Raw genomic sequence first — 18,703 nt, 5'->3', positions numbered from 1 at the left:
GGCGAGGGGGTGGGCGAAGCGACACGAAGTGCGCGAAGCCTGGGGGAGAGCCAATGACTCGCATCGTGATCGTTCCCGGCTGGCGCGACTCCGGCCCGGGCCACTGGCAGAGCCTGTGGCAGGAGCGCATTCCCGACGCGGTGCGCGTGGTGCAGGACGACTGGGCCTCGCCCAAGCGCGAGGCCTGGGTCGGCACGCTGGCCCGGCTGGTGCTCGAGAGCCCGCAGCCGGTGGTGATCGCGGCGCACAGCCTCGGCTGCATCGCGACCGCGCACCTGCCGCCCGAGGCCGCCGCCCGCATCCGCGGTGCGCTGCTGGTGGCGCCGGCCGATCCCGAGCGCCGCGCCGCGCTCGCGGACTTCGCACCCGTGCCCTATGCCGCGCTGCCGTACCGCAGCATCGTGGTCGCGAGCAGCAACGACCCGTATTGCCCGATCCGTCTCGCGGGCGCATATTCGCGCGCCTGGGGCAGCGAGTTCGTTCGCATGCAGAATGCGGGCCATATCAACATCGACTCGGGGCACGGGGACTGGCCGCTGGGCCTGGCCCTGCTCCAGTCGCTGACCGACGAGCCCGCCGCGTGGCCGGCGGGCCGTGCATCTTCAGAAAACTTGGCAACCACATGACTTCCAGACTCAAGACCTTCGCCGCCGTGCTCGTGCTGGCTTCTTCCGCACTCGCAGCCAGCAGCGCGCTGGCCCAGCAGGGCAACACGCTGCTGAACGCGTCGTACGACGTGGCGCGCGAGTTCTACAAGGACTACAACGCCGCCTTCGCCGCCCACTACAAGAAGACCACGGGCAAGGACGTGAAGATCGACCAGTCGCATGGCGGCTCGAGCGCGCAGGCGCGCGCGGTGGCCGACGGCCTCGACGCCGACGTGGTGACCATGAACACCACCACCGACATCGACTTCCTCGCCAACGCCGGCGTGGTCGCGAAGGACTGGAACAAGAAGTTCCCCGAGAACGCCGCGCCCACCACCTCGACCATGCTGTTCCTGGTGCGCAACGGCAATCCCAAGGGCATCAAGGACTGGGAAGACCTCGTCAAGCCCGGCGTGCAGGTGGTGATCGTCAACCCCAAGACCGGCGGCAACGGGCGCTACGCCTACCTCGCGGCCTGGGGCTACGTGAAGAAGAAGGGCGGCACCGATGCGCAGGCGGCCGAGTTCGTCGGCAAGCTGTTCAAGAACGTGCCGGTGCTCGCGCGCGGCGGCCGCGACGCGACCACCGCCTTCCTGCAACGCAACATCGGCGACGCGCTGATCACCTTCGAATCGGAAGTGGTCTCGATCGACCGCGACTTCGGCACCGGCAAGGTCGACACGGTCTACCCGTCGATCAGCATCGTGGCCGAGAACCCGGTCGCGATCGTCGAGCGCACGGTCAAGAAGAAGGGCACGGGCGAGCTCGCCAAGGCCTACCTCGACTGGCTCTACTCCGAGGAAGCCCAGGAGATCGCGGCCAAGCATGCGCTGCGTCCGCGCTCGCAGGCGGTGCTCAAGAAGTACGCCGCCACCTTCAAGCCGCTGCAGCTGTTCACGGTGCAGGAACTCTTCGGCAGCCTCGGCGAGGCGCAGAAGGTGCACTTCAACGACGGCGGCCAGTTCGACAAGCTCTACACGCCCGGCGCGAAGTAATCGATGAGCGGCGCTGTTCCTTCGGCGCTCCCGTCCGCGGGAGCGCCGTTTTCACGTTCGAACCGGGCAGCGGGCGCCAAGCGCGTGCTGCCGGGCTTTCACATCACGCTCGGCTTCTCGGTCTTCTACCTGTGCCTGATCGTGCTGATCCCGCTGTCGGCGCTGGTCTTCAAGACCTTCACGCTGAGCTGGGAGCAGTTCTGGGTGGCCGTCACCGCGCCGCGCGTGATGGCCTCGTACCGGCTGACCTTCGGCGCCTCGCTGCTCGCGGCGATGGTGAACGCGGTGTTCGGCCTGCTCGTGGCCTGGGTGCTGGTGCGCTACAAGTTCCCGGGCAAGCGCATCGTCGATGCGCTGGTCGATCTGCCGTTCGCGCTGCCGACGGCCGTGGCCGGCATCTCGCTGACCGCGCTGCTCGCGGGCAACGGCTGGATCGGGCAACTGCTCGAGCCGCACGGCATCAAGCTCGCCTTCACGCCCGCGGGCGTGGTGATCGCGCTGATCTTCATCGGGCTGCCCTTCGTGGTGCGCACGGTGCAGCCGGTGCTCGAGGACGCCGAGAAGGAGCTGGAAGAAGCCGCCACCTCGCTCGGCGCGACGCGCCTGCAGACCTTCACCAAGGTGATCTTCCCCTCGATCGCGCCCGCGCTGCTCACCGGTTTCGCGATGGCCTTCGCGCGCGCCATCGGCGAGTACGGCTCTGTGATCTTCATCGCCGGCAACATGCCGATGATCTCGGAGATCACGCCGCTCATCATCATCGGCAAGCTCGAGCAGTACGACTTCGCGGGCGCCACCGCGGTCGCGCTCGTGATGCTGGTCATCTCGTTCCTGCTGCTGCTGGTCATCAACGGCCTGCAGGCGTGGCAGCGTCGCCGTGCGGGGGCCTGAGATGAGTGCTCCCTCCAAAGTCATCCGCCGCGTCCAGGCGGGCACCACCGAGGCGCCGTGGGTGCGCTGGCTGCTGATCGGCCTGGCGCTCGCGTTCATGTTCCTGTTCCTGGTGCTGCCGCTCGCGGCCGTCGCCACCGAGGCGCTGCGCAAGGGCGCCGCGGCCTACGTCGAGGCGCTCCAGGAGCCCGACGCCTGGAGCGCGATCCGCCTCACGTTGATCACGGCCGCCATTGCCGTGCCGATGAACCTGGTGTTCGGCGTGGCCGCGGCCTGGGCCATCGCCAAGTTCGAGTTCCGCGGCAAGGCCTTCCTGACCACGCTGGTGGACCTGCCGTTCGCGGTCTCGCCCGTGGTCGCAGGCCTGATCTACGTGCTGGTGTTCGGCGCGCAGGGCTGGCTCGGGCCCTGGCTCGCGGCGCACGACATCAAGATCATCTTCGCGGTGCCCGGCATCGTGCTCGCGACCGTCTTCGTGACCTTCCCGTTCATCGCGCGCGAGCTGATCCCGCTGATGCAGGCGCAGGGCAGCGACGAGGAGCAGGCCGCGATCGTGCTCGGCGCCACCGGCTGGCAGACCTTCCGCCGCGTGACGCTGCCCAACATCAAGTGGGGCCTGCTGTACGGCGTGATCCTCTGCAATGCGCGCGCGATGGGCGAGTTCGGCGCGGTGTCGGTGGTCTCGGGCCACATCCGCGGCCAGACCAACACCATGCCGCTGCACGTCGAAGTGCTCTACAACGAATACCAGTCGGTCGCGGCCTTCGCGGTCGCCTCGCTCCTGGCCATCCTCGCGCTGGTCACGCTGGTGATCAAGTCGGTGATCGAATGGCGCCACGAGCGCGAGATGAAGGCTATCGCCGAACTGCCGCCGGAGCGGCCGACCACCTGAAGACAGAACAGCCGTACGCAGAGGACGCGAAGGTTTCGCAAAGAGCGCGAAAGAAGACACTCAAAAATTTCTTTGAATTTTTGTGTGACTTCCGCGAAACCTTCGCGCCCTCTGCGTTCGGAGTCCGTATTCGGTTTTGAAAGAATGACATGAGCATCGAAATACGCAACATCAGCAAGCAGTTCGGCGACTTCCGCGCCCTGAACGACGTGAACCTCGACGTCGCCTCGGGCGAGCTGGTCGCGCTGCTCGGTCCCTCGGGCTGCGGCAAGACCACGCTGCTGCGCATCATCGCGGGGCTGGAGACGGCCGACACCGGCAGCATCCTGTTCGCGGGCGAGGACACCACCGACGTGCATGTGCGCGAGCGGCAGGTGGGCTTCGTGTTCCAGCACTACGCGCTGTTCCGCCACATGACGGTGTTCGAGAACGTGGCCTTCGGCCTGCGCGTGAAGCCGCGCCGCGAGCGGCCGAGCGAGGCGCAGATCAAGGCCAAGGTGACCGACCTGCTCAAGCTGGTGCAGCTCGACTGGCTGGCCGACCGCTATCCGTCGCAGCTCTCGGGCGGCCAGCGCCAGCGCATCGCGCTCGCGCGTGCGCTCGCGGTCGAGCCCAAGGTGCTGCTGCTCGACGAGCCCTTCGGCGCGCTCGACGCCAAGGTGCGCAAGGAGCTGCGGCGCTGGCTGCGCCGGCTGCACGACGAGCTGCACGTGACCTCGATCTTCGTCACGCACGACCAGGAAGAGGCGCTCGAGGTGGCCGACCGCGTGGTCGTCATCAACAAGGGCCGCATCGAGCAGGTGGGCTCGCCGCAGGAGGTCTGGGACCAGCCCGCGAGCCCCTTCGTCTACGGCTTCCTCGGCGACGTGAACCTGTTTCATGGCCGTGCCGACGACGGCGCGGTGCAGCTCGACGGCATGCGCCTCGATTCGCCCGAGCACCGCGACGCGCGCGGCGCCAAGGCCATGGCCTACGTGCGGCCGCACGACCTCAGCGTGGAGCGCTACACCGCCGGCGCGAGCGGCATCGTCGCCACGCTGTCGCGCGCCATCGTGGTCGGTCCGATCGCGCGGCTGGAACTTGAGCCCACCGGGACGAATCCAGATAATCCGGGCTCCGGAACCATCATCGAAGCGCAAATCCCTGCGCAACAGTTCCGCGACCTGGGCTTGAACGAGGGCGACACCGTGGTCGCCACGCCGCGCAAGGCCAGGGTGTTCGTCGAAGAAGATTGGGTTTCCCCTTGATCGCTTGGTTTTTCGGCGCGCCGCGCCGCGCGCTTGCTCTGATCTGCCTCGCCTGCGTGCTGATGCTGGCCTTCGGGCTCTACCTGCAGCACGTGGTGGGCCTCGAGCCCTGTCCCATGTGCATCGTGCAGCGCTATGCATTGGTGCTGGTGGCGGTGTTCGCGGGGCTCGCGGCGCTGTTCCGCGCGCAGGGGCTGCGCCTCGCGGGCACGGCGCTCGCGCTGCTGTCGGCGATCGGCGGCGCCTACACCGCGGCCGCGCAAAGCTGGCTGCAGTGGAATCCGCCCGAGGTGGTCACGTGCGGCCGCGACCTCTACGGAATGATCGAGACCTTTCCGCTCAAGCGCGCGCTGCCGATGATCTTCCGCGGCGGCGGCGACTGCTCGAAGGTCGACTGGTCGCTGTTCGGCCTCACGCTCGCGAACTGGTCGTTCGTGGCCTTCGCCGTCCTCACGGTCCTGCTGCTGGTGCTGCTGTTCCGCCGCCGCGCGGCAACGACAAGGGCCTGAGGCCGTTCAGAGCGGCAGCGTGTCGAAGGCCGCGTAGGCGGTCGCGAGCCACGACTTGACGCGCTGGCGCTCCAGCAGGCCGAGGGCCTGCGGGCTCTCGCGGTCGTTCACCGCCTTCCAGAAGCTCGTGTTCTGCGCATCGATCTTGCGCATGCTGGCCTCGTGCAGGCGCGGCAGCGCGATCACGCGTGCGCCGGCGGCCGTGGCCTTCGAGAGCGACTGCGACGCGAGCAGCATGCCGAAATCGCTGCCGCGGCCGTAGTTCTGCACCACGATGTAGTTGGGCCGGTTGCCGAAGGTGTCGATCAGGGTGCCGAGCAGGTCGGTGGCGTCCTTGCCATCGTCGAGCACGTGCCAGAAGTTGACCGCCACGCCGAGTTCGTCGAACACGTCGAACAGGTCCGACTCCTTGATCCAGCGCGCGAGCGGCGCGAGCGTCTGCGCCGCGAGGTCGACGATCACGCTCTGCTGCGGATTCGTCTCGAAGCCGTTCACCACGGTGTCGAGTCCCTCGAAGCTGTCGACCACGACGGGCGAGGCGAAGCCTTCGTAGAAGCGCGTGAACGAGCTGTGCGAACGGTCGGTGTCGAAGCCGGTGAAGGGCCGGCTGTGGTCGATGAAGTACTGCGCCAGCACGCGCGCGGTGACCGACTTGCCGACACCGCCTTTCTCGCCGCCGATGAAATTGATGGATGCCATGGTTGATCCGGTCGTCGGGGAGCGGTCCCACTGTAACCCGTGGATCACCGCGGACGATTGCCGCGCACGGCGGCGGCGCGGCGGCCGCCGTTACTGCACGAGCAGCACGGAGGTGTCGGTCTCCGAGATCACCTTGGTGGCCACCGAACCCATCAGCGCGCGCCCGAGGATGCCGTGGCCGTGCGTGCCGAGCACGATCAGCTGGGCCTTCGCCGCGGCCGCGGACTTGAGGATCTCCTCGGCCGCATGGCCGTGGCGCTTGTCCATCGTGTAGCCGGTCACGCCTTCCTTGGCGAGCAGGGCGACCACGGGATCGAGCACCTTGGCGCTTTCTTCCGCGTAATAGTCGTCCACCACCTCCTTGCTGAGGTGGCGCGCCACATGGCCCGAGATGCCGGTGACCACGTGCACGAAGACGAGTTCGTGGCCGTCCACGAACATCGCCCGGTTGGCGAGCAGATAGCTGAGCGCCTTCTGCGTGTAGGGGCTGCCGTCGACGGCGATGAGGATTTTCATGCGGCGGTTATACGGGCCGCCTCCGCGTGCCGCAACCGATCCACCCGGAGACCGAAGGGCTTTTTAGCCAAAGGGCGAAGGCCGGTCTCAGCCCTGCAGCCCCTTCCAGAGCATGTAGACCGCGAGCAGGTACAGGATGCTCGCGAACACGCGCTTGAGCTTCTTCACCGGCAGGTTGTGCGCGGCCTTCGCGCCCAGCGGTGCGGTGAGCACGCTGCACACCGCGATCACGGCGAGCGCCGGCAGCCAGATGTAGCCGAACGAGCCGTCCGGCAGTCCCTGCACCGTCTGTCCGCTCACCACGTAGCCGAGCACGTTGGCCACCGCGATCGGAAAGCCCAGCGCTGCGCTCGTGGCCACGGCGTTGTGGATCGAGATGTTGCACCACGTCATGAAGGGCACGCTCACGAAGCCGCCGCCCGCGCCGACCAGGCCCGAGATGAAGCCGATCGCACCGCCCGCGCCGAGCTGCCCCGCGGTGCCGGGCATCTGGCGCGTGGGCTTAGGCTTGCGGTCGAGGAACATCTGCGTGGCCGAGAAGCCCACGAAGAGGCCGAACACGATCGCGAGCACCGTCCCCTTGAGCAGCGCGAACACGCCCAGGCTGCCGATCAGGCTGCCGATCACGATGCCGGGCGCCAGGCGCCGGACGATGTCCCAGCGCACCGCGCCGCGCTTGTGGTGCGCACGCACGCTGGAGACCGAAGTGAAGATGATCGTGGCCATCGAAGTGGCGATCGCCATCTTCACCGCCAGGTCGGAAGCCACGCCCCGGTGACCCATGATGATCGTGATGAACGGCACCATCAGCATGCCGCCCCCGATACCGAGCAGGCCCGCCAAAAAACCGGTGCCCAGGCCGAGTGCGGCCAATTCGGCGATCAGGAGGGGGTCGAGCAGGGAAGTCACGCGAGGAAGCCTTGAGAAGAAAAAGCAACGGCCCCGTGCAGTGCATGCAGGGGCCGTATGAACGGAAAAAGGTGTCTGCAAGTGGGCGCCGAACCCGCATCCTGAACCAGGGTTCAGGTGGGCGAGGGCAGCAAGACTTCGGGTTCATCTGACGCGAGATGATCACGCCCGTCGAGCGATGTACCAAGCCCGGCTCCGGAGAGCATTGGAACAAGGAAATATTAAGCCCGACGCGCACCGCAGACAGTTCGGATTTTACGCCTGCACCGCGCCGGGTGCCTCCGCTCAGAGTAAATGGTCATCGCCCGCGAGGGCTTGATCGAGTTTATGAATGAGCTGCGTGGCCTTGGCGTCGGCATCGTCGTCGGCCGGGGCGGCGGCCTCGGGCGCCGGCGCGGGTGCTGCCGCCTGCTGCGCGGCGAGGTCGAAGGCGAGGTTCAGCGAGGCCAGCACCGCGATGCGGTCACGCGCCTTGACCTTGCCCGCATCGCGGATCTTGCACATGGCCGCGTCGACGCGGTCGACGGCTTCGCGCAATTGCGCTTCGCCGCCGTCGGGACAGCCGAGCAGGTAGCTCTGGCCCATGATCTGAACTTCGATCTGCTTCATGCGGGGGAATCTTCGGAAGGTGGTTCGGCCGGCAGCCGCTCGAGCAGCGCGTCGAGGCGCGTGCGGGCCGCGGCGAGCCGCGACTTCAGCTGGTCGCGCTCGCGCGTGAGCGCCTCGACCTGCTCCTGCAGCAGCGCATTGGTGCGCTGCACCTCTTCATGACGCACGAGCAGGCGTTCCACACGCTCGGCGATCTGGTCGATGGGGCTGGAGGCGGGCATGGTTGACGATTGTAGTTTCCCGGGGTTGCGGGTCCGCGGCGCCACGCGCCGTGGTGAACCGCACGGATTCTGCGGCCACCCGCGGCCGTCCTTCAAAAACTTTCTCGGCCGCGCGGCGCCGGCGCAACTTTCGGCTTACTGCGCCTAGAATCCCCGCCGTTGGTGCCTGCGGCGTGGTTCACGCGCCGCGGTTCAACGGGAAGCAGGAGTGAACGCCCCTTTCGGAAACGAAGTCCGGGCCGAAGCCGCCTGCGCTGCCCCCGCAACGGTCAAGCAGTCGACGCCGCGCGCGTCAGCCTCATCCACACAGCCACTGGGCGCCCTGAAACAGGCGCCCTGGGAAGGCGGTGAGGCCGCACTGCCAGCCCGGATACCGGCCAACAAGGCGGCTGCCGCATTCGGCAGCCATTGCGCCCACACGCCGGCGGGGAAGCCGGCGAAGGGCATAGACGTTCGTTCCATTCATGACTTCCTGCGTTCCAGTTTCCTTCGGCCGTGCACCCGCGCGCCGCAGCCGCCTCGCCTGCCTGCCGCTCGCGCTCGCCTCCGCCTTCGGCGGCGCCGCGCTGCTGCATCTGCCCTCGACCGCGCGCGCCCAGGCCCAAGGGCCGGCCACCCTCGGCGAGACGGTGGTCACGGCCAACCGCACGCCGCAGCCGCTGGCCGATCTCGTCGGCGACGTGTCGATCGTCGACCGCGAGACCATCGAGAAGAGCGGCGCCGTCGGCGTGGCCGACGTGCTCGCGCGGCTGCCCGGCATCGAGATCGCGCGCAGCGGCGGCGTGGCCAACACCACCAGCCTGTTCGTGCGCGGCGCGGAGACGCGGTTCACGGCGGTCTACATCGACGGCGTGCGCGTCGACTCGCAATCGACCGGCGGTGCCGCCTGGGAAAGCATTCCGCTGTCGCAGATCGACCGCATCGAGGTGCTGCGCGGCCCCGCCGCGGCGGTGTACGGCTCCGACGCGGTGGGCGGCGTGATCCAGCTCTTCACGCGCCGCGGCGAGGAGGGCGTGGCACCCTACGCGGGCGTCGGCATCGGCAGCCATGGCCTGCGCCGTGGCGAGGCCGGCGTGAGCGGCAAGTCGGGCGGCTTCGACTACGCGGTCGGCGTGTCGCACGAGGAGAGCAAGGGCTTCAACGTGCTGCCGATGGACAAGCGCACGCCTTCGAAGGACGGCTTCACCAGCCCCGACCGCGACGGCTACCGCACCAACGCCGGCAACCTGCGCCTGGGCTACCAGATCACCCCGGACCAGCGGCTCGACGCCACGCTGCTCTACAGCGACACCAACGCCGGCTACGACGCCCCGGTGAGCTTCAGGACCCGCCCGCCGATCCTCTTCAAGAACGACGTCTCGAGCAACACGCTGCAGACGGCCGGGCTCTCGTGGTCGGCCAAGTGGAACGAGGTCTACAGCACCCGCGTGCAGGTGACCGATTCGCAGTCGATCTACAAGACGCAGCCCTCGTTCTACCGCACCGAAACCAGGCTGCGCGGCTACCTGTTCCAGAACGAATTCCGCTTCGGCCCGCACCTCGTGACGGCCACGCTGGAGCGCCGCGAGGATGCGCTCGAGAACGCGCCCACCACCAGCAGCGGCCTGTTCGCGCGCGACCGCTCGCAGGACGCGGTGTCGCTCGGCTACGGCTTCGTGCAGGGCCCGCATTCGCTGCAGCTGCACGTGCGCCACGACGACGACAGCGAATTCGGCGGCAAGACCACCGGCAGCGCCGCCTACGGCTACGCGATCACGCCGAAGCTGCGCGCCACCGTCTCGGCCGGCACCGCGTTCCGCGCGCCCACGCTGTACCAGCGCTTCAGCGAATACGGCAACGCGAGCCTCAAGCCCGAGTCGGCGCGCAACGTCGAGCTCGGCCTGCGCTACACCGACGGCGCGACGCACGCCGGCATCGTGGTCTACGAGAACCGGGTCGAGAACCTGATCGTGTTCGACGGCGCGGCCACCGGCTGCAGCTCGAGCTTCGGCTGCTACGCGAGCACCGCGCGCGCGCGCTACCGCGGCGTCACGCTCTCGGGCGGCCACCGCATCGGCGACGTGACGCTGCGCGCGTCGGCCGACTTCCAGGATCCACGCGACCGCGACACCGACCTGCTGCTCGCACGCCGCGCGCGCCGCCACGGCACGCTGGGCGCCGACTGGCGCATCGGCGCCTGGACGCTGGGCGCGGAGGTGCAGAGCTCGGGCAAGCGCTACGACGACGCGGCCAACACCCGCCGGCTCGGCGGCTACACCGTGCTGAACCTGGTGGCGAGCACGCAGCTCACGCCCGAGATCGGCCTCGTCGCGCGCATCGACAATGTGGGCGACAAGGACTACATGCTCGCGCGCGGCTACGACACCGGCGGACGCAACGCCTACCTCGGCCTCAAGTGGACGCCGCGGTAGCGCAAGCCCGACCGATAGGCACCGACCGCGAAACGCCCATGACCCCTGCGCACGAATTCATCCTCGGCGGCCAGAAGAGCGGCAAATCGCGGCGTGCCGAGCAGCGCGCCATCGACTGGCTGGCCGAGGCGCCCGGCGCGCGCCGCGCCGTGCTGATCGCCACCGCGCAGGCGCACGACGCGGAGATGCGCGCGCGCATCGCGCGCCACCAGGCCGACCGCGCCGGGCGCGTGCCCGCGATGCGCACGGTCGAGGAGCCGGTCGAGCTGGCGCGCGCCATCGTCAGCCACAGTGCGCCGGACACGCTGGTGGTGGTCGACTGCCTCACGCTCTGGCTCACCAACCTGCTGATGCCGCTGCGCGACGCGCATGCGCGGCCGGCCACCCGCACGCCGGAGCTGCACGCCGGCATGCTGCAGCGCGCGCTGCGCGACGCACGCGGACCGCTGGTGCTGGTCGGCAACGAGATCGGCTTGGGCGTGATCCCGCTCGGCCGCGAAACCCGCGCCTTCGTCGATGCGCTCGGCCGCCTGAACCAGGAAGTGGCCGCGGCCTGCGGCCGCGTCACGCTGATGGCGGCCGGACTGCCGCTCACCCTCAAGGCCCCCGCATGATCCCGGCCACGAAGCAACGACTCCGCGCCTTCGCGTTCGCAACCGCGCTCGGCCTGGCCGCGCTCGGTGCGCAGGCGCTCGAGGTGAGCGACGAGCGCGGCGTGAAGGTGGCGCTGCCGCGGCCGCCGCAGCGCATCGTCACGCTGCTGCCCTCGCTGACCGAGGGCGTGTGCGCGCTCGGCGCCTGTTCGCGGATCGTCGGCGTCGACAGCTACTCCAATTCGCCCGAGTCGGTGCGCGGCCTGCCGCAGCTCGGCGGCGGGCTCGATCCGAACGTCGAGGCCATCGTCGCGCTGCGGCCCGATGCGGTGCTGCTCGCGAAGTCCTCGCGCGTCACGCAGCGGCTCGAGGCGCTCGGCCTCAAGGTGCTGGTGCTCGAGCCGAAGAGCCATGCCGACGTGCGCCGCGTGCTCGACAAGCTCGACCAGGTGCTCGGCACCGGCGAGGCGCCCGCGGTCTGGCGCACCATCGACGCGAGCGTCTCGGCCGCGGCCGAATCGGTGCCCGCGCGCGCCCGCGGCCTGAAGGTCTACTTCGAGGTCAACAGCGTGCCGTACGCGGCCGGCGAATCGTCCTTCATCGGCGAGACGCTGGCGCGGCTCGGCGCGAAGAACATCGTGCCGGCCGCGCTCGGTCCCTTTCCCAAGCTCAACCCCGAGTACGTGGTGCGCGCCGACCCCGACCTGATCATGGTCGGCACGCGCAGCGCGCAGGGCCTGGAGCAGCGCCCCGGCTGGGGCGCGATCCGCGCGGTGCGCGAAGGGCGCATCTGCCGCTTCGATGCCGCGCAGTCGGACATCCTGGTGCGCCCGGGCCCGCGCATGGACGAGGCGGCGCGGCTGATGGCGCGCTGCCTGGCCGAGAAGGGCGGCTGAGTGCGCGAGGGCGTCATGCACACGCAGCACCAGCGCCGCGTCTGGCTGGTCGGCGCGGCGCTGCTCGGCCTGGGCGCCGCGCTCGCCGTGCTCGGCCTCGGCATCGGCAGCACCGGCTACCAAAGCCTGCTGGCGGCCGGGCGCGATCCGGTGGCGCTGCAGATCGTCTGGGACATCCGCCTGCCGCGCACCCTCGGCGCCTGGCTCGCGGGCGCGCTGCTCGGGCTGGCGGGCGCGGTGGCGCAGGGGCTGTTCCGCAACCCGCTCGCCGATCCCTACCTGCTCGGCAGCGCCTCGGGCGCCTCGCTCGGCGTGGCCGTGGCGCTGATGCTGTTCGGCGGCACCGCCGCGCATGCGCAATGGGCGATGCGCCTCGGGCTCACGGGCGCGGCCTTCGTCGGCGCGGTGCTCGCGGTGATGCTCACGCTCACGCTGGCGCGCGGCGTGCAGCAGACGCTGCGGCTGCTGCTGGCGGGGGTGATCGTCGGCGTGGTGCTCGGCGCGGTGAAGGACCTGATCACCATCGCCTCGGCCGACGTGCTGCAGGCGATCCAGGGCTTCATCATGGGCAGCACCGGCCTGGTCGGCTGGAGCGCATGCGCGGTGATGGCGATCGTCGGCGCGGTCTGCCTGCTGGCGGGCTGGGCGCTCGCGCCGCTGCTCGACGGGCTGTCGCTCGGCGAAGCCACCGCGCGCAGCCTGGGCCTGCCGCTCGCCGGCATGCGCGCGGCGCTGGTGGTGGTGCTCGCGCTGGCCACCGGCGCGGCCGTCGCGCAGACGGGCCTGATCGCCTTCGTGGGCCTGGCCTCGCCGCACCTCGTGCGCTCGCTGGTCAAGACCACGCATGCGCGGCTGATCGTGCTGTCGGCCGCGATGGGCGGCCTGCTGCTGATGTCGGCCGACCTGCTCGCGCGCTGGCTGATCGCGCCGCAGGAGCTGCCCGTGGGCGTGCTCACCGCGGTGCTCGGCGGCAGCTACCTGCTGTGGCTGATGCACCGGCGCAGCGCGCGCGGAGGGATGGCATGAGCGCCACCCGGCGGCCCGAAGCGGCCCGCACCGCAGCCAGTCCGGTGAACGCCCCCGCGCTCGAAGCATGCGGCGTGACTGCCCGGCTCGGCAGCGCCGAGGTGCTGCACGGCATCGACCTGGCGATCGGCGCCAGGCGCTGGACCAGCATCGTCGGGCCGAACGGCGCGGGCAAGTCGACGCTGCTCAAGGTGCTCGCGGGCCTGCTCGCCCACCGCGGCGAGGTGCGGCTGTTCGGCGAGGCTGCGGCGCAGCTTTCGCACCGCGTGCGCGCGCAGCGGCTCTCGTGGCTCGGCCAGAGCGGCGCGGCGGGCGAGGGCAGTGCCGACGACCTGATGGTCTACGACATCGCGATGCTCGGCCGCCTGCCGCACCAGCGCTGGCTGGCGACGCCGAGCGCGGCCGACCATCGCGCGGTGGAGCGCGCGCTGCGCAGCACCCAGGCCTGGGACTGGCGCGAGCGCCCGCTCGGCCAGCTCTCGGGCGGCGAGCGCCAGCGCGTGCTGCTGGCGCGCGCGCTCGCGGTCGAGGCCGAACTGCTGTTGATGGACGAACCGCTCGCCAACCTCGACCCGCCGCACCAGGCCGACTGGATGCAGGCCGTGCGCGCCCTCGTGGCCGAAGGCCGCACGGTGGTCAGCGTGCTGCACGAACTGCCGATGGCGCTGGCCGCCGACGAACTCGTGGTGATGGACCAGGGCCGCGTGGTGCACCACGGCGCCAGCGACGATCCCGCCACGCACGCCGCCCTCGAACGCGTGTTCGACCACCGCATCCGGGTGCACTGGGTGGCGGAGCAATGGATTGCGTTGCCGGAATGAGATGCGGGCAGCCGAACGCAGAGGTCGCGAAGGTTTCGCAAAGGTCCCAGAAATGAAGACAAGAATCTGCCTGTTCTCCTTCTGCGACCTTTGCGTTTTTTCGCGACCTCTGCGTTCCCGGTCAAGTCCGCTTTCCAGGCCTGATTGAAGAGGTACACATGCAAATAGAAACCCCACCCACCGACAAGCCCTACGACAAGCCCGAAGGCGAGCGCCGCGGCCTCGTGATCGTCAACACCGGCGACGGCAAGGGCAAGAGCACCGCGGCCTTCGGCTTGGCGCTGCGCGCGCACGGCCGCGGCAAGGCCGTGAAGATCTACCAGTTCATGAAGGTGCCGACGGCGCGCTTCGGCGAGCACCGCATGTTCGAGCAGATCGGCATTCCGATCGAAGGGCTCGGCGACGGCTTCAGCTGGAAGAGCCAGGACCTCGAACGCTCCGCACAGCTCGCGCGCGACGGCTGCGAGAGGGCGAGGGCGGCGATCCTCGCGGGCGAGCACTTTCTGGTCGTGCTCGACGAGATCACCTATCCGCTGATCTACGGATGGCTGCCGCTCGAAGGCGTGCTCGAGACGCTGCGCACGCGGCCGGCCCATGTGCACGTGGTGCTCACCGGCCGCCGCTGCCCGCCCGAGATCGTCGAGCTGGCCGACACCGTGACCGAGATGACGATGGTCAAGCATGCCTTCAAGGCCGGCATTCCCGCGCAGCGCGGCATCGAGGATTGATTGATTGGCGCCGCTGCAAGCACCAGGATCGTCCGCGCTTTCGCTGGTTTTGATCGCCGCGCTGTGGCTCGCGCTGGCCATCGACCGCTGGCTCGGCGAGCCGCCCGCGCGCTGGCATCCGGTGGTGTGGATCGGCCGCTACCTGGGCTGGACCGGCGCGCGCATCGCACCGCCGGCGGCGCAGGCACGGCCGGTGGATTGGCCGCGCTTTGGCTGCGGCGCGCTGGTGTGGTGCGTGGGGGCGATCGCCACCGGTGCGGTGGCCGCGGCCGTGCAGGGGGCGGCGGTGCAGGGGCTGCCGGCCTGGGCGGCGGCGCTGGTGCTCGGGCTCGCGCTCAAGCCGCTCTTTGCATGGCGCATGCTGCGTGACGAAGTGCTGGCGGTCGAGGCGGCGCTGGGCGATTCGCTGGCCGCGGGCCGCGCACGGCTCGCGCGGCTGGTAAGCCGCGACGTGGAGGCGCTCGGCGAACGCGAGGTGCGCGAGAGCGCGATCGAATCGCTGGCCGAGAACCTCAACGATTCGCTCGTGGCGCCGTTGTTCTGGTTCGTGCTGCTCGGCCTGCCCGGCGCGGCGGTCTACCGCTTCGCGAACACGGCCGATGCGATGTGGGGCTACCGCGGCGAACGCCAGGGGCGCGACTGGACCTGGTTCGGCAAATGGGCCGCGCGCGCCGACGACCTGCTCTCGTGGCTGCCGGCACGGATCACGGCGCTGCTGCTCGCGCTCGCGGCCGGGCGCTGGCCGCGCGGCCTGGCGCGCGAGGCAGGGCGCACGCCTTCGCCCAACAGCGGCTGGCCGATGGCGGCGATGGCGCTGCTGCTCGGCGTGCGGCTCGCGAAGCCGGGCGTCTACGCGCTGAACGCCGAGGTCCGGGCGGCCGGCGCGGACGACACGCGGCGCAGTGCGCGGATCGGGGGCCGGGCGGTGCTGGCCTGGGCCGCCTGCGCATCGCTGGCGCTGGTGGCGGTGTAGGGGCTGCGAATGGAAAACCTGGGCATTGACGCCTTGCCGCACGGCGGCCCCGACGCGGGCGGTGCCGCCGCGCACGACTTCTCGACCAACGGCAATGCGGTCGGCGCCTGCCCCGCGGCACTGGCCGCCCTGCGCGACGCCGACGCCTCGCGCTACCCCGATCCGGCCTACACCGCGCTGCGCGGCGCACTCGCGCGCTTCCACGGCGTGGCGGCGGAGCGCATCGTGATCGCCGCGAGTGCGAGCGAGTTCATCCAGCGCATCACCGCCGCCTTCGCACAGGCCGGCGGCCGGCGGGTGCGGCTGCCGGCTAACGGCTATGGCGAGTACGGTGCCGCGGCGCGCGCCTGGGGCCTTGCGGCGGAACGTTCTGGCGACGCGGCGGCGCGACGACGCTGTCCTGCGCTGGTGCTGCGAGCCGTCGAGCCCGTTCGGCCAGGCGCAGACCGAGCTCGAGGCGCAGGTCGAGGCAGGCGGGCCCTGCGTGCTCGACCTGGCCTACGAACCCCTTCGCCTCGAAGGTGCCTGTTCGCTCGACGCGGCGCAGCGGGACCGCGTCTGGCAGCTCTGGACGCCGAACAAGGCCATGGGCCTCACGGGTGTTCGCGCGGCCTATGCCATCGCGCCCGACGATACGGCGGCCGGGCCGCTGATGCAGCGGCTTGCGCGGCTCTCGCCTTCATGGCCGGTGGGCGCGCACGGCGTCGCGCTGCTGCAGGCCTGGACCGGCGACGCGGCACAGGCCTGGCTTGCCGACAGCCTGCGCACGCTGGCGGCGTGGAAGGCGCAGCAGCGCGCCGTCTGCGCGTCGCTGGGCTGGGAGTGCTTCGCGAGCGCGGCCAACTTCTTCTGCGCCCGCACCGAACGGCCGTATGCCCCGCATGCCGCCGCGCTGCGCGCCGAGGGCATCAAGCTGCGCGACTGCGCCTCCTTCGGGCTGCCTGGCGTCGTGCGGCTCGGCGTGCTGCCGCCGGCGAGCCAGCAGGCGCTGAAGCGGGCCTGGACCCGTGCGACCATCGGCGGTCCCGACCGATGAAGAAGAACGCACCACGGCCATGCTCCACGCCATCACCACGCTCTTTCTGTGCCAGCTCGCGGGCGAACTGCTCGTGCAGTGGCTGCGCCTGCCGATCCCCGGTCCGCTGATCGGCATGCTGCTGCTCTTCGTGGCGCTGCTCGTGCGCGGCCGCGTGCCCGAGGCGCTGGAGGCCACCTCGGGCCATCTGCTGCGCAACCTGATGCTGCTGTTCATTCCGGCCGTGACCGGCGTGATGCTGCATTTCGAGCGCGTCGGGCGCGAGTGGCTGCCGTTCCTCGCGGCGGGCATCGTGGGTGCGGCCTTCACCATGACGGTGACCGCGCTCACGCTGCGCTGGATGATCCGCATCACCGGAAAGAACGCCGAATGATGAGCACCGCGCCCGTCAAGCTGTTCGAGATCTGGACCTTCCTCGCGCAGTCGCCGCTGTTGTGGCTGTCGCTCACGCTGCTGGCCTACCTCGGCGCGCTGTGGCTGCATGCGAAGAGCGGCCGCAATCCGGCGGTCAACCCAGTGCTGGTCTCGGTGATCGTCATCGTCGCGGTGCTGCTCGCCACGCGCACGCCGTACGACACCTACTTCGAGGGCGCGAAGTTCGTGCACTTCCTCATCGGCCCGGCCACCGTGGCGCTCGCGGTGCCGCTCTACGGGCAGATCGCGCGGCTCCGGCGGCTGTGGCTGCCGATCGGCGTGGCGCTGTTCGTGGGCTCCGTGGCGGCGATCGTCTCGGCCGTCGGCATCGCCTGGGCGCTCGGCGGCTCGCAGGAACTGCTGCTGTCGCTCGCGCCCAAGTCGGCCACCATGCCCATCGCCATGGGCGTGGCCGAGAAGATCGGCGGCCTGCCGTCGCTGGCCGCGGTGGCCGCGGCGGTCGCGGGCATTTCGGGCGCGATCATGGCCACCGGCCTGCTCAACCTGATCGGCATCAAGGAGCCGGCGGTGCGGGGCTTCGCGGTGGGCATGGCCGCGCACGGCATCGGTACGGCGCGCGCGATCCAGGTCAACGAGACGGCGGGCGCGTTCTCGGCGCTCGCGCTCGGGCTCAACGGCATCGCGACGGCGCTGCTGGTGCCGTTGCTGATCCGGCTGGCGGCGGCGCTCTAGCGCCGCTGCAGCCGCGGGTTGCCGGCGAACAGGTCGGCCGCCCAGTCGACGAAGGCCCGGACCTTCGCGCTCAGGTGGCGGTTGGGCGGGTAGACCACGTGGATCGGCAGCGGATCGCGCTCCCAGTCGGGCAGCAGCTCGACCAGCTCGCCGGTCTCCAGCAGCGGCTCGGCCTGGAAGCTGATCACCTGGGAGATGCCGAAGCCGCCGAGCACGGCCGCGAGGTGGGCATTGCTCTCGTTGACCGACACGCGGTAGGGGCCGTTGAGCTCGATGTACTCGTCGCCCTTCTTGAACTCGTGCGGGTAGATGCGCCGCGTGCTGCCCGAGAAATAGCTCACCACGTGGTGGCGCTTCTCGATGTCGTTCGGATGCTGCGGCTTGCCGTAGCGCTTGACGTAGGCGGGCGACGCCACGGTCACGAAATGCAGCGTGCCGATGCGCCGCGCCACCAGCGACTGGTCGCTGAGCTCGCCTGCGCGGATCACGCAGTCGACGTTGTCGCTGATGAGGTCGACCGTGCGGTCGCTCACGCCCAGGTCGACCTGGATGTCGGGATAGCGGTCGCAGAAGCTCGCCAGCGCCGGCAGGATGATGAGCCGCGCCACCGAGGTGCCGACGTCGATGCGCAATCGCCCCGTCGGGTTGGCGTTGGCGTTGGTCATGCTGGCTTCGATGTCGTCGAAGTCGTTCAGCAGGCGCGCCGCGCGCTCGTAGTAGGCCGCGCCGTCGGGCGTGACCGTCACGCGCCGGGTGGTGCGGTTGAGCAGCTTCACCCGCAGGCGCGACTCCAGCGCCTGGATCTGCTTGGTGACCGTGCCCTTGGGCAGGGCGAGCGAATCGGCGGCGCGCGTGAACGTGCCGGCTTCCACCACGCGGACGAAGATCCGCATTGCCTGGATTTGATCCATGGATGTTGACTATTCCTGGGGCCCGGCCGCTGCCGAGGGGACGCGGATTCTCACACAAGCAAGCAA

The 18,703-nt window shown here is 70.1% G+C and carries 21 protein-coding genes, 1 pseudogene and 1 riboswitch; of the genes and pseudogenes, 16 read left to right on the top strand and 6 right to left on the bottom strand.

Annotation, left to right across the window (positions count from 1 at the left end; all coding sequences use genetic code 11):
• Positions 1-53: 53 nt before the first annotated feature.
• The 6 genes from M2165_RS22815 (at position 54) to M2165_RS22790 (ending at position 5,181) form a co-directional block, all read left to right on the top strand.
• On the top strand, positions 54-626 hold the full coding sequence (locus M2165_RS22815) for an alpha/beta hydrolase (RefSeq protein ID WP_280816854.1): 573 nt from the start codon (positions 54-56) through the stop codon (positions 624-626).
• Positions 623-1,642, top strand: a complete 1,020-nt coding sequence (locus tag M2165_RS22810; RefSeq protein ID WP_280816853.1) for a sulfate ABC transporter substrate-binding protein — start codon at positions 623-625, stop codon at positions 1,640-1,642. Before M2165_RS22815 ends, M2165_RS22810 begins: the two co-directional genes overlap by 4 nt.
• A gap of 3 nt (positions 1,643-1,645) precedes the next feature.
• On the top strand, positions 1,646-2,533 hold the full coding sequence (gene cysT, locus M2165_RS22805; protein WP_280816852.1) for a sulfate ABC transporter permease subunit CysT: 888 nt from the start codon (positions 1,646-1,648) through the stop codon (positions 2,531-2,533).
• A gap of 1 nt (position 2,534) precedes the next feature.
• Positions 2,535-3,425: a sulfate ABC transporter permease subunit CysW gene (cysW, locus tag M2165_RS22800; RefSeq protein WP_280816851.1), complete on the top strand. Its 891-nt coding sequence runs from the start codon at positions 2,535-2,537 to the stop codon at positions 3,423-3,425.
• 149 nt (positions 3,426-3,574) lie between these two features.
• Entirely contained in the window at positions 3,575-4,672 is a 1,098-nt protein-coding gene (locus M2165_RS22795) for a sulfate ABC transporter ATP-binding protein (RefSeq protein ID WP_280816850.1), read from the top strand.
• Positions 4,669-5,181, top strand: coding sequence for a disulfide bond formation protein B (locus M2165_RS22790; protein ID WP_280816849.1), 513 nt, complete (start codon positions 4,669-4,671; stop codon positions 5,179-5,181). The genes M2165_RS22795 and M2165_RS22790 overlap by 4 nt, the downstream gene beginning before the upstream one ends.
• Positions 5,182-5,187: 6 nt before the next feature.
• Here the strand turns inward: M2165_RS22790 and M2165_RS22785 are convergent, their stop codons facing one another.
• The 5 genes from M2165_RS22785 to M2165_RS22765 all read right to left on the bottom strand — a co-directional run bounded on the left by M2165_RS22785 (position 5,188) and on the right by M2165_RS22765 (position 8,135).
• Positions 5,188-5,880, bottom strand: coding sequence for a mobilization protein (locus M2165_RS22785; RefSeq protein ID WP_280816848.1), 693 nt, complete (start codon positions 5,878-5,880; stop codon positions 5,188-5,190).
• 90 nt (positions 5,881-5,970) lie between these two features.
• Positions 5,971-6,396 (bottom strand): universal stress protein, encoded by a 426-nt coding sequence (locus M2165_RS22780; protein WP_280816847.1) that lies wholly within the window; start codon positions 6,394-6,396, stop codon positions 5,971-5,973.
• Positions 6,397-6,483: 87 nt separating this feature from the next.
• On the bottom strand, positions 6,484-7,305 hold the full coding sequence (locus M2165_RS22775) for a sulfite exporter TauE/SafE family protein (RefSeq protein WP_280816846.1): 822 nt from the start codon (positions 7,303-7,305) through the stop codon (positions 6,484-6,486).
• Between the two features lie 285 nt (positions 7,306-7,590).
• On the bottom strand, positions 7,591-7,914 hold the full coding sequence (locus tag M2165_RS22770; RefSeq protein ID WP_280816845.1) for a cell division protein ZapA: 324 nt from the start codon (positions 7,912-7,914) through the stop codon (positions 7,591-7,593).
• The gene (locus M2165_RS22765; protein ID WP_280816844.1) at positions 7,911-8,135 is read right to left on the bottom strand and encodes a DUF904 domain-containing protein; all 225 of its coding nucleotides are present in this window, start codon (positions 8,133-8,135) and stop codon (positions 7,911-7,913) included. Before M2165_RS22765 ends, M2165_RS22770 begins: the two co-directional genes overlap by 4 nt.
• Before the next feature lie 143 nt (positions 8,136-8,278).
• Positions 8,279-8,532: riboswitch (cobalamin riboswitch) on the top strand.
• A gap of 67 nt (positions 8,533-8,599) precedes the next feature.
• Between M2165_RS22765 and M2165_RS22760 the strand changes: the two genes are divergently transcribed.
• The 10 genes and pseudogenes from M2165_RS22760 to M2165_RS22715 all read left to right on the top strand — a co-directional run bounded on the left by M2165_RS22760 (position 8,600) and on the right by M2165_RS22715 (position 17,726).
• Positions 8,600-10,546 carry a TonB-dependent receptor gene (locus M2165_RS22760; RefSeq protein WP_280816843.1) on the top strand — a complete coding sequence of 649 codons (1,947 nt, stop codon included), beginning with the start codon at positions 8,600-8,602 and terminating at the stop codon, positions 10,544-10,546.
• Positions 10,547-10,584: 38 nt separating this feature from the next.
• Positions 10,585-11,160 carry a bifunctional adenosylcobinamide kinase/adenosylcobinamide-phosphate guanylyltransferase gene (locus tag M2165_RS22755; protein WP_280816842.1) on the top strand — a complete coding sequence of 192 codons (576 nt, stop codon included), beginning with the start codon at positions 10,585-10,587 and terminating at the stop codon, positions 11,158-11,160.
• Positions 11,157-12,035, top strand: coding sequence for a helical backbone metal receptor (locus M2165_RS22750; protein ID WP_280816841.1), 879 nt, complete (start codon positions 11,157-11,159; stop codon positions 12,033-12,035). Before M2165_RS22755 ends, M2165_RS22750 begins: the two co-directional genes overlap by 4 nt.
• Positions 12,036-12,050: 15 nt before the next feature.
• Positions 12,051-13,061: an iron ABC transporter permease gene (locus M2165_RS22745; protein WP_280816840.1), complete on the top strand. Its 1,011-nt coding sequence runs from the start codon at positions 12,051-12,053 to the stop codon at positions 13,059-13,061.
• Complete coding sequence (locus M2165_RS22740) at positions 13,058-13,882, top strand: ABC transporter ATP-binding protein (protein WP_280816839.1); 825 nt, start codon at positions 13,058-13,060, stop codon at positions 13,880-13,882. Before M2165_RS22745 ends, M2165_RS22740 begins: the two co-directional genes overlap by 4 nt.
• Positions 13,883-14,040: 158 nt before the next feature.
• Positions 14,041-14,610, top strand: coding sequence for a cob(I)yrinic acid a,c-diamide adenosyltransferase (gene cobO, locus M2165_RS22735; RefSeq protein ID WP_280816838.1), 570 nt, complete (start codon positions 14,041-14,043; stop codon positions 14,608-14,610).
• Positions 14,611-14,623: 13 nt separating this feature from the next.
• Complete coding sequence (gene cbiB, locus M2165_RS22730; protein WP_280817603.1) at positions 14,624-15,583, top strand: adenosylcobinamide-phosphate synthase CbiB; 960 nt, start codon at positions 14,624-14,626, stop codon at positions 15,581-15,583.
• Between the two features lie 9 nt (positions 15,584-15,592).
• Positions 15,593-16,619 (top strand): annotated as a pseudogene (locus M2165_RS22725) (aminotransferase class I/II-fold pyridoxal phosphate-dependent enzyme).
• Positions 16,620-16,638: 19 nt separating this feature from the next.
• Positions 16,639-16,992, top strand: coding sequence for a CidA/LrgA family protein (locus M2165_RS22720; RefSeq protein ID WP_280816837.1), 354 nt, complete (start codon positions 16,639-16,641; stop codon positions 16,990-16,992).
• Positions 16,992-17,726 carry an LrgB family protein gene (locus tag M2165_RS22715; RefSeq protein ID WP_280816836.1) on the top strand — a complete coding sequence of 245 codons (735 nt, stop codon included), beginning with the start codon at positions 16,992-16,994 and terminating at the stop codon, positions 17,724-17,726. The genes M2165_RS22720 and M2165_RS22715 overlap by 1 nt, the downstream gene beginning before the upstream one ends.
• Here M2165_RS22715 and M2165_RS22710 read toward each other — a convergent pair.
• The gene (locus tag M2165_RS22710) at positions 17,723-18,637 is read right to left on the bottom strand and encodes a LysR family transcriptional regulator (RefSeq protein ID WP_280816835.1); all 915 of its coding nucleotides are present in this window, start codon (positions 18,635-18,637) and stop codon (positions 17,723-17,725) included. The two genes, M2165_RS22715 and M2165_RS22710, sit on opposite strands and share 4 nt — an antisense overlap.
• Between the last annotated feature and the right edge of the window lie 66 nt (positions 18,638-18,703).

Origin of the sequence: Variovorax sp. TBS-050B, from assembly GCF_029893635.1 — a bacterium.
Lineage (GTDB): Bacteria > Pseudomonadota > Gammaproteobacteria > Burkholderiales > Burkholderiaceae_C > Variovorax.
This window is presented reverse-complemented; position numbering and strand designations above follow the sequence as displayed.

Coding starts and splice junctions, on each gene's coding strand:
- M2165_RS22755 (WP_280816842.1), top strand. CDS start 10,585: ATGACCCCTGCGCACGAATTCATCCTCGGCGGCCAGAAGAGCGGCAAA.
- cysW (WP_280816851.1), top strand. CDS start 2,535: ATGAGTGCTCCCTCCAAAGTCATCCGCCGCGTCCAGGCGGGCACCACC.
- M2165_RS22760 (WP_280816843.1), top strand. CDS start 8,600: ATGACTTCCTGCGTTCCAGTTTCCTTCGGCCGTGCACCCGCGCGCCGC.
- M2165_RS22785 (WP_280816848.1), bottom strand. CDS start 5,880: ATGGCATCCATCAATTTCATCGGCGGCGAGAAAGGCGGTGTCGGCAAG.
- M2165_RS22715 (WP_280816836.1), top strand. CDS start 16,992: ATGAGCACCGCGCCCGTCAAGCTGTTCGAGATCTGGACCTTCCTCGCG.
- M2165_RS22710 (WP_280816835.1), bottom strand. CDS start 18,637: ATGGATCAAATCCAGGCAATGCGGATCTTCGTCCGCGTGGTGGAAGCC.
- M2165_RS22810 (WP_280816853.1), top strand. CDS start 623: ATGACTTCCAGACTCAAGACCTTCGCCGCCGTGCTCGTGCTGGCTTCT.
- M2165_RS22780 (WP_280816847.1), bottom strand. CDS start 6,396: ATGAAAATCCTCATCGCCGTCGACGGCAGCCCCTACACGCAGAAGGCG.
- M2165_RS22740 (WP_280816839.1), top strand. CDS start 13,058: ATGAGCGCCACCCGGCGGCCCGAAGCGGCCCGCACCGCAGCCAGTCCG.
- M2165_RS22795 (WP_280816850.1), top strand. CDS start 3,575: ATGAGCATCGAAATACGCAACATCAGCAAGCAGTTCGGCGACTTCCGC.
- M2165_RS22815 (WP_280816854.1), top strand. CDS start 54: ATGACTCGCATCGTGATCGTTCCCGGCTGGCGCGACTCCGGCCCGGGC.
- M2165_RS22770 (WP_280816845.1), bottom strand. CDS start 7,914: ATGAAGCAGATCGAAGTTCAGATCATGGGCCAGAGCTACCTGCTCGGC.
- M2165_RS22765 (WP_280816844.1), bottom strand. CDS start 8,135: ATGCCCGCCTCCAGCCCCATCGACCAGATCGCCGAGCGTGTGGAACGC.
- M2165_RS22745 (WP_280816840.1), top strand. CDS start 12,051: ATGCACACGCAGCACCAGCGCCGCGTCTGGCTGGTCGGCGCGGCGCTG.
- cobO (WP_280816838.1), top strand. CDS start 14,041: ATGCAAATAGAAACCCCACCCACCGACAAGCCCTACGACAAGCCCGAA.
- M2165_RS22750 (WP_280816841.1), top strand. CDS start 11,157: ATGATCCCGGCCACGAAGCAACGACTCCGCGCCTTCGCGTTCGCAACC.
- M2165_RS22720 (WP_280816837.1), top strand. CDS start 16,639: ATGCTCCACGCCATCACCACGCTCTTTCTGTGCCAGCTCGCGGGCGAA.
- cysT (WP_280816852.1), top strand. CDS start 1,646: ATGAGCGGCGCTGTTCCTTCGGCGCTCCCGTCCGCGGGAGCGCCGTTT.